General features: G+C 40.2%; 10 protein-coding genes. All 10 read left to right on the top strand.

Annotation, left to right across the window (positions count from 1 at the left end; genetic code table 11):
* The first annotated feature begins 130 nt into the window (after positions 1-130).
* The 10 genes from IGJ26_RS16070 to IGJ26_RS16025 all read left to right on the top strand — a co-directional run bounded on the left by IGJ26_RS16070 (position 131) and on the right by IGJ26_RS16025 (position 13984).
* Positions 131-3178 carry a glycoside hydrolase family 2 TIM barrel-domain containing protein gene (locus IGJ26_RS16070; protein WP_430599744.1) on the top strand — a complete coding sequence of 1016 codons (3048 nt, stop codon included), beginning with the start codon at positions 131-133 and terminating at the stop codon, positions 3176-3178.
* Positions 3175-4470, top strand: coding sequence for an ABC transporter substrate-binding protein (locus IGJ26_RS16065; RefSeq protein WP_430599743.1), 1296 nt, complete (start codon positions 3175-3177; stop codon positions 4468-4470). The genes IGJ26_RS16070 and IGJ26_RS16065 overlap by 4 nt, the downstream gene beginning before the upstream one ends.
* 22 nt (positions 4471-4492) lie before the next feature.
* Entirely contained in the window at positions 4493-5374 is an 882-nt protein-coding gene (locus IGJ26_RS16060; protein ID WP_115232999.1) for a carbohydrate ABC transporter permease, read from the top strand.
* Complete coding sequence (locus IGJ26_RS16055) at positions 5371-6186, top strand: carbohydrate ABC transporter permease (protein ID WP_194193991.1); 816 nt, start codon at positions 5371-5373, stop codon at positions 6184-6186. Before IGJ26_RS16060 ends, IGJ26_RS16055 begins: the two co-directional genes overlap by 4 nt.
* Before the next feature lie 674 nt (positions 6187-6860).
* Positions 6861-7853: an ABC transporter permease gene (locus IGJ26_RS16050; RefSeq protein WP_005233042.1), complete on the top strand. Its 993-nt coding sequence runs from the start codon at positions 6861-6863 to the stop codon at positions 7851-7853.
* Between the two features lie 15 nt (positions 7854-7868).
* Positions 7869-8753: a carbohydrate ABC transporter permease gene (locus IGJ26_RS16045; protein WP_005230433.1), complete on the top strand. Its 885-nt coding sequence runs from the start codon at positions 7869-7871 to the stop codon at positions 8751-8753.
* A gap of 48 nt (positions 8754-8801) precedes the next feature.
* Entirely contained in the window at positions 8802-10409 is a 1608-nt protein-coding gene (locus tag IGJ26_RS16040; RefSeq protein WP_010729375.1) for an ABC transporter substrate-binding protein, read from the top strand.
* On the top strand, positions 10410-11894 hold the full coding sequence (locus tag IGJ26_RS16035) for a glycoside hydrolase family 32 protein (RefSeq protein ID WP_086316688.1): 1485 nt from the start codon (positions 10410-10412) through the stop codon (positions 11892-11894).
* A 176-nt stretch (positions 11895-12070) separates the two neighbouring features.
* The gene (locus IGJ26_RS16030; protein WP_086316687.1) at positions 12071-13063 is read left to right on the top strand and encodes a LacI family DNA-binding transcriptional regulator; all 993 of its coding nucleotides are present in this window, start codon (positions 12071-12073) and stop codon (positions 13061-13063) included.
* A 51-nt stretch (positions 13064-13114) separates the two neighbouring features.
* Positions 13115-13984 (top strand): ROK family protein, encoded by an 870-nt coding sequence (locus tag IGJ26_RS16025; protein WP_086316686.1) that lies wholly within the window; start codon positions 13115-13117, stop codon positions 13982-13984.
* The last annotated feature ends 267 nt before the right edge of the window (positions 13985-14251 follow it).

Raw genomic sequence — 14251 nt, 5'->3', positions numbered from 1 at the left:
GAAAGGAGGGAGTACTTGAAAAGCAGAAACAAATTTATCTCTATGTAATTGCCATCTTTAAAGAGGGGACCATATAGAGGAGAAGTCACTTGGTTGTTACAGACAGGACGAAACACATCAGGAGGAAGCTATGTTCCAAGAAAAAATATTCAATCCAGCAATACTACATGAAAACCGCTTGTCGCCTCGAACCAGTTTTTTTAGTTATGAAACGGTCGCAGCAGCTATGCAAGGGGATCCACAGGCATCTTTTGGGTATCAGTCATTAAATGGTCTGTGGGATTTTTATTTGGGTGAGGCAGAAAATCAAGTTGTGTATGAACAAAAAATCGAGGTACCTGCTCATTGGCAGTTTCAAGGGCATGGAAAACCAATCTATACGAATGTCCAGTATCCTTTTCCAATTGATCCGCCATTTGTTGCGATGGAGAATCCAACCGCCTTTTATCGAAAAGCATTTATTGTGGAGGACATTGATCTTGAGCATGTGCTTCACTTTGAAGGTGTGGAATCGGTGTTTGAAGTGCATGTCAATGATCAATATGTCGGCTACAGCACCGGCAGTCGCTTGGTCTCTGAGTTTGATATCACACCCTATCTTCAAAAGGGCAAAAATGTGCTTAGTGTAAAGGTGAAACAATGGAGCGCGATGAGCTATGTCGAGGATCAAGATATGTGGTGGCTTGGCGGAATTTTTAGAGAAGTCTACTTGTTTTCCCGTAAGCCGCAGTCGATTCAAAATGTAACGATCAAAGCGGATTTATGCAATCAATATAAAGATGGCTTCTTGGAAGTTTCGCTTTTCTTTGATCCTACAATGCCAGAGCAGTTAGAACGTACGATAGAAATCGAATTGCTAGATCAAGAAAATGTAACCGTTTTAAAGAAAGCTGAGAAACGCCAAGGAGGAGCGAAAGCGGATTGGACGATTTCTGCAACCATTGAAGAGATAATTCCTTGGAACGCAGAAGAACCGTACCTATACCATCTTTTGGTGAAACAGTATCAAGGCGAGGAACTGTTGGAGGTCATTCCGTTCCAAGTCGGCTTTAGACAGATTTCCATAGTTGGCGGTATTTTCCAAATCAATGGAAAACGGGTGGTTCTGAAGGGTATCAATCGCCATGAATGGCATTGTGAGTCTGGTAGAAGTCTGACGGTTGAGACGATGGAACAAGATGTGCAGATGATGAAAGCATTCAATATCAACGCCGTTCGGTGTTCTCATTACCCAGCAGATACAAAGTTTTATCACCTGTGTGATCGTTATGGGCTGTACGTCATTGACGAAGCAGACATTGAAACTCATGGGATGGATATCACCCAAAGGATCAATGAACAGAGCAGTAGTGAGGAATGGTTGCCGACGTATTTAGACCGAGCAAAAAGAATGGTCGAAAAAAATAGAAACCATCCTTCGATCATTTTCTGGTCGTTAGGAAATGAGTCTGGCTATGGGGAAAACCATTTGAAGATGGCGCAGCTGATCAAGAAATTAGATCCCAGTCGTCTGGTTCATTATGAAGGAGAAGCACGGCACTTGAAAGCCTTGGGAGAATGGCAAGCGTGCCAAGCGTCTGATGTCATTTCGACTATGTATACTTCTGTTGGCGAAATGGCAGAACAAGGGGAACGTTCACTAACACAACCGCATATTTTATGTGAATATGGTCATGCGATGGGCAATGGCCCTGGTGGATTGAGCGAATATCTGGAATTGTTTTATCGCTATCCCCGGTTACAAGGCGGCTTTATTTGGGAGTGGATCGATCATGGTATCAAGAGCATTGACAACGTTTCTGGTGAGACGTACTACAAGTATGGCGGTGATTTCGCAGAGAAAATCCAAGATGGCAACTTTGTGATTGATGGATTGCTATTTCCAGACCGTACGCCATCGCCAGCATTGTTTGAGTATAAGAAAGTGATTCAGCCTGTCAAAATCACCTTCCAGCTCTCAGAACAGACCTGTTGCATCACTAACCGTTTCGACTTTCGAAATTTAGCCTCTTTACAGCCAGTCCTGCAAATCAAGGAAGACGATCAGGTGATTTTCTTACAAGAGTTGCCAAGAATCGACCTTCTGCCTCAGGAAGAAACAACCATTTCCCTGCCAGAAGAAGCTACGCTGAGCTTAGCGGGAAGAGCACAGGCAGTGGTCACGCTGTTTTTCTTTGAAGAAAGTGCCCCAGATTTTTCTCTAGAACACGCAGTTGCTTGGGAACAAGCCATCATTGATCAACCAGTAAAAAGCGTACAAATACCCAAATCGGATGCCTTTCACTGTTCAGAAACGGTCGATGAACTGAGGATTACTTTGGCTGAGCAGACCTATATTTTTCATAAGAAAACAGGTGCCTTGAGCCAGTGGCTCATCGAAGAACAAGCCTTGCTTACTGAACCGCTTGAAATGAACTTTTGGCGGGCACCGACTGACAACGACTTGTTAGGCAGTGAAGAATTTGGTTCGGCAAGCATCGCCAAGGAATGGGAAGCGTTTCGCATTCGCCACTTAAAGGAGCGTGTGCTCGCGTTTACCTATGAACAGCGCCCTGATGAAATAAAAGTTGAGATTCGCCGCAACAGCATGCCTATTTCCCTCGACTGGGGAATAGAATTGTCCTTTACGTATCGTCTTTCATTGGCAGACGACATCCGTGTAGAAGTCCAAGGAACCCCGTTTGGCAATGGGCCGAAAACTCTGCCGCGAATCGGTGTGCAGCTGATGATCAACAAAGAACATCAGAACGTGCAGTGGTTGGGACTTGGGCCGCATGAAACCTATCCTGATAGTTGCCAAAGCGGGTTTTTCGATTGGTGGGAAAGAACCGTTCCAGAGATGCACACGCCGTATGTGCGGCCGCAAGAAAATGGCAACCGCATGAAGACCAAATTCTTCCGTTTGTCTAAGCCTTCTGGAGCGGGACTGACTATTTCCAGCAAATCGCTGAATTTCAGTGTGCATCACTACACCCAGAACAATTTGGAACAAGCGACCCATACCAATCAATTAGAAACCAGCGATGCAGTTGCCGTCAACATTGACTATGGGGTGCAAGGATTAGGAAGTGCCAGTTGCGGTCCCGGCATTTTACCGAAGTATTTATTAAAAAATCAGGCATTTGCCTTTGATTTTAATATGAATTATCAAAAAAAAGTGGAAGGAGCAAAACAATGAAAAAAATAGCTTTATGTATGGCAATAATAGGACTAGGAGGCTTAGCTGCTTGTGGGAATGGCAGCGATACGCCAGAGCGTGAGGGGGGCGATCAAAACGGCGCAGAGGAAATCACCATTTGGGCGTGGGACCCAAAATTCAATATCGCAGCCTTTGAGTTGGCGGAATCATACCATCAAGAAGAAAACCCTGATTTCAAAATCAATGTCACCGAGATTTCCCAACAAGACAGCGTACAAAAAATGAATACCATCTTTAGTTCAGGCAGTACCCAAGGATTGCCTAATATCGTCTTGATTGAAGATTTTCGCGCTCGTATTTTTTTAGAAGTGTTTCCAGAGTATTTCGTTCCATTGACTGAGTATATAAATGTTGACGACTTTATGGATTACAAAATCGAGGTGTCTTCGATCGATGGCGAGCAGTATGGGATGCCGTTTGATTCAGGGGTAGCAGGCGTTTACTTGCGAAAATCGATCATTGAAGAAGCGGGCTTGGAACTGTCAGATTTCACCAATATCACTTGGCAAACCTTCAATGAATTGGGGGTCCGTGTGAAAGAATCAACTGGCAAACCATTGCTGTCCATCGATATGAACGATCTAGGACATTTGCGAATGATGATGCATTCCAGTGGTTATTGGTATACCGCAGAGGATGGTGAAACGCCGTTTATTGACGGCAATCCTTCTTTGAAACAAGGGCTTGAAGATTTGAAAATGCTGCTTGATTCAGGAGTAATGACAACGCACAATGGCTGGGATCAAATGCTAGCAGGTTTTAACAGCGGCGAAGTAGCAGGCGTTTTACAAGGCAACTGGATCACGCCATCGGTGAAAGCAGAAGAAAGTCAAAGTGGCGATTGGGCAGTCGTTCCAGTGCCCAAGCAAGAATCGATCGAAGGTTCAGTCAATGCAACCAATCTCGGAGGCTCGTCAATTTATGTGTTAGATATCGATGGGAAAGAAGAAGCCCTGAGCTATATTGCTGACGTATTCGGCAAAAATATCGCCTTTTACGAAGAGCTGATTCAAACCGTTGGAGCAATCGGTTCTTACGTTCCCGCCTCACAAGGAGATGCGTATCATGCACCAGATCCTTTCTTCGACGATCAGGCTATCTATCAAGATTTCATGAACTGGGCAAATGAAATTCCTTCGGTAAACTTTGGAAAAAACACATATGCGTTGGAAGACATCATGAATCAAGGCTTTTTGGACTATGTCAATGGAGCAGATTTGGATGAAGTCTTAAAAAATACGCAAATGATTGCTGACAATCAATTGAATTAAAACGGACTGAGGGGCATGTACGATGAAAAATAAATTATTTTATAAAAAAGGAGTGATCACGGGGTGGCTGTTTATTGCTATCCCGACACTCTTAATCTTCTTTTTCTCTTTTTATCCAATGATCCAAGCATTTCTATTATCCTTACAATCAGGAAGCGGCACCGGGCTGACCTTTAGCGGACTAGCGAATTATCGGCGGCTGTTTTCGGATCAAACCTTTTTGACAGCCACGAAAAATACCTTGATCTTTTTGGGCTTTCAAGTGCCTGTCATGGTCTTGTTGGCCATGTTCTTTTCCGTCCAGCTCAATCAGAAAACCCTAAAGCTGAAAGGCCTGTTTCGGACGATCATTTTTTTGCCAGCAGTGACTTCATTAGTCGCATACTCCATGGTCTTTAAATCACTGTTTGCAACAAATGGCGTGGTGAATGCCCTTTTAGTGAGACTGTCGATTGTCTCTGAGCCAATCGCCTTTTTCTCCAGTCCCTTTTGGGCAAAAGTCATTATCATTTTAGCCATCACTTGGCGCTGGACCGGCTACAATATGATTTTCTTTCTATCGGCTTTGCAAAATATCGACCCAGCAATTTATGAAGCTGCTAGAATCGATGGCGCTTCTCCGACCAAACAATTTTTTAAAATCACCGTCCCTTTGCTGAAGCCAGTCATTTTGTTTTCAGCTGTGACGTCAACGATTGGGACACTACAGTTATTTGATGAACCGATGAACTTGACCCAAGGGGGGCCAGGAAACGCCACATCGACGATTTCCCAATATATTTATAATCTTTCTTTTCGCTATACACCAGATTTTGGCTACGCCTCTGCAGTTTCCTATGCCATTGTCGTCATGGTCATCTTCTTTTCCATGATCCAATTTAAGATCGGAGGAGAGGAAAAATGAAAAAAGTAGGCACGTATGTATTTTTGGGTGTTTTTACCATTCTGTTTGCCTTTCCCTTTTATTTCATGTTAGTGAGTATCACCAATCCTACCGTAAATATCATGCAAGGCAAACTATTGCCAAGTACCCATTTGCTAGAAAACTGGCGTAACCTAGTCGCAACCTATGATTTGAAACAAGTATTCTTTAATAGTGCAAGAATTGCGTTGTTACAGACGATTTTATCCGTGACGATCGCTTCGTTGGCCGGCTACGGATTTGAGATCTATCAAAGCCGATTAAAAAATATGCTTTTTAATATTTTGCTTTTGTCGATGATGTTGCCTTTTGCCGCCACCATGATTCCGCTGTTTCGAATCTTCGGCAGCTTTTCAACGACGATTCCTTTTATTGGACTCGATACAGTAGCTTCAGTCATTTTGCCAACATTATCGACCGCATTTCTGATTTTCTTTTTCAGACAAAACACAAAAATGTTTTCCAAGTCACTGCTTGAAGCTGGGCGAATGGATGGTCTGTCGGAACTAGGCTTGTTTTTCCGAATATACATGCCAACCATGAAAACAACTTATGCGGCCGCTGCCATCATTACATTTATCAATAGTTGGAATAGCTACCTTTGGCCGTTGATCACCCTTCAATCACCAGAAAAGCAAACCTTTCCCCTAATGATTTCTGCCATCGGCGCCGCCAATAATCCAGATTATGGCTTAATGATGTTAGCAATCGTGATCGCAACTCTGCCAACAATGGTGGTCTTCTTCTCGCTGCAAAAGTACTTTGTGGCTGGGATGTTGGGATCGGTGAAGTAGGGAGAAGCTATATGCGAGAAAATACTAGCTCATCGTTAGAAAATTTGATTCCATAAAAGAAGAGCCGTATATTGATTTGGAGTAAATTCACAATTTTTGTGAGTTTACTCTTTTTTCGCTAATTTCTTTCAGCTGGCGGAAAAAATGAATACTCCTAATTCCTGCATTTTTTTCAATCCTGATTGGCGACCTTAGTTTTCCGAGATTCCCCTAAAAAGCTCATCTAACAGCTCTTAACCTTATATACATTTACAAATTTAACTCTTATCTTTTCGCTTTTAGTTAGTTAAAAAGCAAAAAATAAATGTGAATCCGAGCTATTTTTAAATAATTAACTAGATAATCTTCCGATTGGAACGGTTAAACAGTGAATGATTGTTAGAAAAGAGATTGGGGAATGCAAGTTGTGATAAGTAAATTCATAAAAGAAGAATGCTAGAAAAGTAGAGAAAAAACAGGATTAATGAAATAATCGAGATCCTTAATTTTTAACAATTTTCGTAAACCATAAATGAATTGACGGAAGCTTAGTGTGGGTGAAAGAATAATTACAAAAAAATATTGACTTAAAAAAATGGCTGTGGTAATCTATAAACGAAAATAGTGGGAACGTTTCCAAAAAGCATCTTCGTTAAATTTTTATTTTTTTAAACGAAAATGGAAACGTTTCTAAAATGTATTGGGAGGAGATCGAATTGGAAAAGACATTGGGACCAGGTGGTGAGATAAGGGCGGTACAACGAGATAAAAAAAATATCTCGAAGTGGGAAAAATTAAAGAAACAGTTGCGGCGTGATAAGTGGATGTACTTGTTGCTCTTACCAGGTATCATCATGACGTTTATCTTTAAGTATGTGCCAATGTACGGTGCTGTGATTGCATTTAAAGACTATAATCCTATGCTAGGAATTTTGGAAAGTCCTTGGGTAGGACTAGATCACTTTAGGGAATTTATCAGTTCACCAAATTTTACGCTTTTGCTGAGCAACACATTAAAAATTAGCATTTATGGTTTATTGTTAGGTTTTTTTCCACCAATTATTTTAGCACTGAGCTTGAATCAAATTATCAATAAAAAAATAAAACAGAAAATCCAGTTGATTCTATATGCGCCGAATTTTATCTCAGTAGTTATTATCGTGGGGATGCTGTTTTTGTTCCTATCCGCAAATGGACCTATTAATGGGTTAGTAGAAAAGGTTACGGGGCAACCAATTATGTTCATGTCTAATCCAGCTTATTTCAGAACGATTTATATTTTATCGGGAATTTGGCAAGGAATCGGCTGGTCATCCATTCTTTACACCGCGACGCTGGCGGGAGTCAGTACCGATTTATATGAGGCAGCAAATATCGATGGGGCAAATATTTTACAAAAGATTTGGCATATCGATTTGCCTGCATTGAGGCCTGTGATGGTGATCAGCTTCATCTTGGCCGCCGGCGGTATTATGAATGTAGGATATGAAAAAGCCTACTTGATGCAAACTTCAATGAACATCCCTGCCTCAGAAATCATTTCCACTTATGTATACAAAGTCGGCTTGCAATCAGGTGATTATGCCTACTCTGCTGCTGTTGGTCTGTTCAATATGATTATTAATGTCGTTTTATTACTGATTGTCAACAATATAACCAAGCGGCTAAACGATGGTCAAGGCTTGTAATGAAAGGAGAAAATTATGAATAGTGCTTTATCAAAAATCGACCGTCAAATCTTATGGTTGAATCGAGTGATTGTAACTTTTTTAGTCGTCATCACCATTGTTCCGCTGATTTATGTACTGGTAGCTTCTTTTATGGACCCAGCTACTTTGATCAATAAAGGTATAAGCTTCAATCCGAAAGATTGGACAATACAAGGATATCAACGGGTATTTGCAGATGATTCCATTTTACGCGGTTTTGTAAATTCGTTGTTTTACTCTTTTAGCTTCAGTTTATTGACTGTATTTATTACGATGATCACTGCGTATCCTTTGTCTCGACCTAACTTGGCGGGGAAAAAGATTATTATGACTTTTTTTGTCATTACAATGTTCGTGGGTGGCGGCTTGATACCTACCTATTTATTGGTAAAGAACTTGGGCATGTTAGATAGTGTATGGGCGATTATCGTACCAGGTGCTATAAATGTGTGGAATATTATCTTAGCCCGTACCTATTTTAGTGCTTTGCCAAAAGAACTTTCTGAAGCTGCTACTATCGATGGCGCCAATGACTTGCAAATACTGTTCAAAGTCATGCTTCCATTAGCTAAACCAATTATGTTCGTATTGTTTTTATATGCCTTTGTTGGGCAATGGAACTCATATTTTGATGCCATGATTTACATCAAAGATCCCGACTTACAGCCGTTGCAACTCGTATTAAGAAATATTTTGATCCAAAACCAACCCTCACAAGACATGGTGGGAGCCAATACTGCCATGGCAGAAATGAAACAAATTGCTGAGTTGATCAAATACGCAACGATCGTCATTTCTAGTCTGCCATTAATCATAATGTATCCTTTCTTCCAAAAATATTTTGATAAAGGTGTTTTAGTTGGTTCTGTTAAAGGGTAAGAATTGTTCACTATTTGTATGAATAAAAATTATAAAGGAGATTTTAAGATGAAAGCAAAATGGATGCTGCCAATCGTTTTTACTTCCGTACTAATTTTGGGGGCTTGTGGAGGCTCAAAAGAAAAGAGTAAATCAAGCCCTGATTATGAACTAGAAAATGTCTCTTTTCCATTGAAAGAAAAAGTATCTTTAAAAATGATGTCTCAAAGTGCCCCTTTGGCTCCCAATGATCCTAATGACAAATTGATTTTCCAACGATTAGAAGAAGAGACCAATCTCCATATTGATTGGACAAACTACAGTAGTGATTTTGCCGAAAAAAGAAATTTGGATATCGCTAGTGGTGATTTACCAGATGCCATCTTCAACGCCGCTGCAGGTGACTATGATTTATTAAACTGGGCGGAAAGTGGTGTTATTGTACCGATTGAAGATTTGATCGAAGATTATATGCCAAATCTGAAGAAAATTTTTGATGAAAACCCCGAATACCGACAAATGTCTACTGCACCTGATGGTCACATTTACTCTATGCCTTGGATTGAAGAATTAGGCGAAGGAAAAGAGTCGATTCATACAGTAAATGGGATGGCTTGGATCAACAAGGAGTGGTTGGATAATTTGGGTCTTGAAATGCCGCAAACCACTGATCAGTTGATGACTGTGTTGGAGGCTTTCAAGACGCAAGATCCAAATGGTAATGGTGAAGCAGATGAAATTCCTTTTAGCTTTATTAACAATGGAGGAAACGAAGACTTAAAATTTTTAATGGGGGCATTCGGTCTAGGTGATAATGATGACCACTTAGTCGTTGATAACGATGGCCAAGTACAATTTACTGCTAACAAAGAAGGGTATAAAGAAGCCATCAAATATTTCAATGAAATGAATAATAAAGGTCTTATTGATAAAGAGGCTTTCGAACAAGATTGGAATACGTATGTTGCCAAAGGGAAAGAACATAAGTATGGCGTGTACTTTACTTGGGATAAAGCAAATATCACGGGTGCAGATGATAGTTATGACGTCTTGCCAGTCTTAGCGGGACCAGATGGAACGAAACACGTTACTCGTACGAATGGCATGGGTTTCTCAAGAGATCGTTTCGTAATTACTAGTGCGAATAAAAACTTGGAACTTACAGCTAGGTGGATAGATAAAATGTATGAACCGTTACAGTCTGTCCAAAATAACTGGGGAACCTACGGTGATGAAGCACAGGCGAATATTTTTGAATTAAAGGATGGTATGTTAAAACATTTGCCTTTAGAGGGGACAGCACCGGGGGAACTAAGACAAAAAACCGAAGCTGGAGGACCATTAGCAGTTCTTGATTCTTATTACGGCACAGTCACTACTATGCCAGATGATGCGAAGTGGCGTTTAGATTTGATGCATGACACGTATTTGCCATATATTACAGAAGACAATATCTATCCACGTGTCTTTTTAGAAAAAGAAGAAACAGATCGATTAGCAAAAATTGAAACAGATATGTGGGATTACATCTATCGCAAAAGAGCAGAGTGGATCACCGGCGGTAAAATCGATGAAGAATGGGAAGAATACCTTGCTGAATTGGAACGTGTAGGTTTGGAAGAATGGATTCAAATAAAACAAACTGGCTATGATAATTTTTTGAAGGGAGCACAATAAGTGTTAGTAGAAGAAACGGCGATTTTGGATAAAGCAAATCGATTTATTGAAATGATGCGAGGAAAAGTTAACCCTCAGTATCGACAAAACTATCATTTTTCCGCACCCATCGGGTGGATAAATGACCCCAATGGGTTTATATATTACAAAGGGCATTACCATCTCTTCTATCAATACTATCCTTACGATAGTCGATGGGGGCCCATGCATTGGGGGCATGCGCGCAGTAGTGATTTGGTCCATTGGGAAGATCTACCAGTAGCGTTAGCCCCAGATCAACCTTATGACAGCGGCGGGTGTTTCTCAGGAAGTGCAATTGAAAGAGACGGAAAACTATATTTAGTTTATACAGGCTGTCAAGAAATTGATGGTATTAGCCATCAGCATCAATGTTTGGCGGTCTCTGAAGATGGTATTCATTTTAGCAAATACAGTGGTAATCCTGTGGTAGCAGAAAAACAGCTAGGTGAGAATGGGCTGATACAAGAATTTCGTGATCCTAAAGTAATTGTTCACAACGATGCTTACTATATGGTAGTAGCTACTAAATCTACACAGTCTACTGGTAGAATAGTGATGTTTCAATCGTCAGATTTGTATACTTGGCACTTTTACTCTGTGTTGCTAGAAGGGACTTCAGAGCAAGGAATAATGTGGGAATGTCCTGACTTATTCCATTTAGACGGACGAGATGTCTTAATCATGTCACCGATACAAATCAAGAAGAACGGACTGGAATATCATAATATCAGTTCTACCATGGCTTGTATTGGTGAGGTAGACTGGGAAACAGGTCAGATGATAGTTGATAATTTCCATGAAATGGATTTTGGAATGGATTTTTATGCACCACAAACAACAACAGATCCTAATGGTGGACGGGTGATGATTGCTTGGATGCAGATGTGGGATCGTACATTGCCTACACATGAGTTAGGCCATCTTTGGGCAGGCTCTATGAGTTTGCCCCGAGAGTTAAGAGTGAAAAAAAATCGATTGGTACAAAAACCCATCTCAACTGTATATAGTCATTTAGTTTATCAACAAGGCAGTGAAAATATCGCAGTGACTGACACATCAGTCGTATTTCGAAACGCACTGTCGGATTCTTCATATTTACATCTAGTCGCAGATTTGGAGAAAGCAGAAGTTTTTACAATTGAATTACTGCGGTCTAAGACGGATTGTCTCAAACTAACTTATGACACTGCTAAACAGGTTTTTGAATTGGATCGTCAGAAACTAGGAAGAGAGCTTACAGGGGCGGAAGAAGAATCTCTGAATGTCCGAAAAGTTGAAGTACCTTTGATTGATAATCAGCTCGTTCTTGAGATTTTTAGAGATACCTCATCAGTTGAAGTCTTTATTAATGGTTTAGAAGTTATGACGGCTACTTTCTATGAGCTGGAAAAAGCTCGAGATATCTTGTTTCATTCGATTGGAGAAAGTCGTATTCAAGCTTTTGAAACAGCGAGTGTGAAATAAATGTTTGATTGCTTAGGCGGTGTATCAATTATTTAATAGGTTTTGAAGGATAATATTTTTAGAAAAGAACAGATAGCTAGATTTCCCATGACTTTGCTATTAGTATTTTGAAAAAATTAGTAATTTATGACAAAATTCATTATACTAAACTTGTGCAGAAATGTGAGGGATCAACTATGAAAGCAACAATGAAAGATGTCGCAAAATTAGCAGGTGTCGGAGTAGGAACTGTTTCCCGGGTATTGAATAACGGCTCTGTTAAAGCTTCTACTAGAGAAAAAGTTGAAGCAGCAATGACAGAGTTAAACTATCAACCAGATTTTTATGCCCGGGGGTTAAAGATGAAGCATACGAATACGGTTGCTTTGATTCTACCCACTGTATGGCATCCATTTTTTGGCGAATTTGCCTACCATGTAGAAACAGCATTAGAAAGACAAAACTACAAGCTTTATTTGTGTAACTCCAGTGGGAATAGTGAAAAAGAACAAGAATATATCCAGATGGTCAGCCAAAATAAAGTAGACGGCATCATTGGAATTACTTATTCAGATATCGATGAATACATTTCGAGTAATCTGCCTTTTGTTAGTATTGACCGTTATTTCACTGAAGAGGTGATTTATGTGACCGCTGACAATGCGGCCGGTGGACGTTTGGCTGCAAATGAACTTTATCGCCGAGGATGTCAGAATGTAGCATATATCGGTGGGTACCAAGAAACACCGAATGAAACGAAGAGTCGTCGAAAATATTTTGAGATCGAGTGCCGTCAACTGGGGATTTCCTATAAAGCGTTAGATATGTTAGAACCTTTAGACCATCTCTCAGAACGTGTAACAAATTTTTTGTTAGAGAATTCCGATATCGATGGGATTTTTACGATCAACGATCCGATGGCATTAGCTGTCATTGGTATGCTTGAAAAAATAGGGAAAAACGTACCAGAGGATGTCCAAGTTATCGGATTTGATGGTCAAAAGATGACAGAAGGAGACCCTTATCTCGTATCAACAATTGCCCAACCTACAAAGCAAATGGCGGAAGTGGCAGTGGCAAAATTAATTGCTGTCATTAATGGAGAGACAGTAGAAAAACGTACCGTATTGCCGATTGAATTTGGCGAAGGTGGCACAACGAAACCTTTAGTGAGAAACGATTTTGCTTAGTGCAAATACGTTTCTTTTTTTGAAAATGAGTGAATGAAAGGTGTAGATAAAATGTTATATGGTGGAATAGAAGCTGGTGGAACAAAGTTTGTCTGTGGGATTGGTAATGAACAATTACAAGTGATAGAACGGAAAAGTTTTCCTACCACAACACCAGAAGAAACGATGAAGCAAGTGTTTGATTTCTTTGATAAGTACAAAGGAAATATCGCATCAATTGGTGTAGGAGCATTTGGGCCAATTGATATTCAAATCGAATCAAGAACTTACGGATATATCACCAACACTCCGAAGGTAGCTTGGCAAAATTATCATTTTGTAGGAGCTTTGGAAAACGCCTTGTCGGTTCCCATCTATTGGACTACCGATGTAAATGCTGCTTGTTATGGAGAATATATGGCAGGGTATGGAAAAGGTAAAAATAGTGTTCTTTATTACACCGTTGGTACTGGTGTTGGTGGTGGTGCTGTAGTCGATGGAAAAATAGTCACAGGTTTCAGTCATCCTGAAATGGGACATATGCTCTTACAACGTCATAATGAAGATCAATTTGAAGGAATCTGTCCTTTTCATCATGATTGTTTGGAAGGGTTAGCCTCAGGCCCCGCGATTGAAAAACGCTTTGGAAGAAAAGCCCAGACCATTTCATTTGATCATCCTTATTGGGCGATTGAGGCAGATTATCTTGCTCAGTGTGTGTATAACACAACTTTACTATATGCACCGGAAGAAATAATTTTAGGTGGGGGTGTAATGAAACAGCCGCAACTACTCGAGTTGATTCGCCAAGCGTTTAAAGAAAAAATGGGTTCCTATGTGGATACCCCTGCTCTTGAAGAATACCTACTAACTCCAATGCTTGCTGACGATGCAGGTTTGATCGGCTGCTTAGCTTTAGCAATAAAGAAGTTGGAACAATAGCAGCATGTTAAAGAACGTGTGAGAGAGTTTTTATAGCAGTTAGGATAGATAAAAAGGTTAACTAAAATGAGAGCTAGTAAAAAGGATGGCTAATAATAGATGTTCATATATATTTTTTGCGTAATCGAATGTCGCAAATAAGAATTTTTTCTTTCGTTCTCGTCTTCAGTTATATTGTTGTCTAGCTGCCTCAAAATTACTTCTTAGTGCTTGTTTTTTTTCTATTAGCCCGAGCAAAGAAAAAGGAAACAGAATGTCTTATTAAAG

Source organism: Enterococcus sp. AZ095a (assembly GCF_050546735.1).
Lineage (GTDB): Bacteria > Bacillota > Bacilli > Lactobacillales > Enterococcaceae > Enterococcus_D > Enterococcus_D entomosocium.
Note: the sequence above shows the minus strand (reverse complement) of the source record. Positions and strands in the feature narration are given on the sequence as shown.

Bases quoted from the DNA above. Each gene is read 5' to 3' on its own strand.
- IGJ26_RS16070 (WP_430599744.1), top strand. From the start codon at position 131: ATGTTCCAAGAAAAAATATTCAATCCAGCAATACTACATGAAAACCGC.
- IGJ26_RS16065 (WP_430599743.1), top strand. From the start codon at position 3,175: ATGAAAAAAATAGCTTTATGTATGGCAATAATAGGACTAGGAGGCTTA.
- IGJ26_RS16060 (WP_115232999.1), top strand. From the start codon at position 4,493: ATGAAAAATAAATTATTTTATAAAAAAGGAGTGATCACGGGGTGGCTG.
- IGJ26_RS16055 (WP_194193991.1), top strand. From the start codon at position 5,371: ATGAAAAAAGTAGGCACGTATGTATTTTTGGGTGTTTTTACCATTCTG.
- IGJ26_RS16050 (WP_005233042.1), top strand. From the start codon at position 6,861: ATGTATTGGGAGGAGATCGAATTGGAAAAGACATTGGGACCAGGTGGT.
- IGJ26_RS16045 (WP_005230433.1), top strand. From the start codon at position 7,869: ATGAATAGTGCTTTATCAAAAATCGACCGTCAAATCTTATGGTTGAAT.
- IGJ26_RS16040 (WP_010729375.1), top strand. From the start codon at position 8,802: ATGAAAGCAAAATGGATGCTGCCAATCGTTTTTACTTCCGTACTAATT.
- IGJ26_RS16030 (WP_086316687.1), top strand. From the start codon at position 12,071: ATGAAAGCAACAATGAAAGATGTCGCAAAATTAGCAGGTGTCGGAGTA.
- IGJ26_RS16025 (WP_086316686.1), top strand. From the start codon at position 13,115: ATGTTATATGGTGGAATAGAAGCTGGTGGAACAAAGTTTGTCTGTGGG.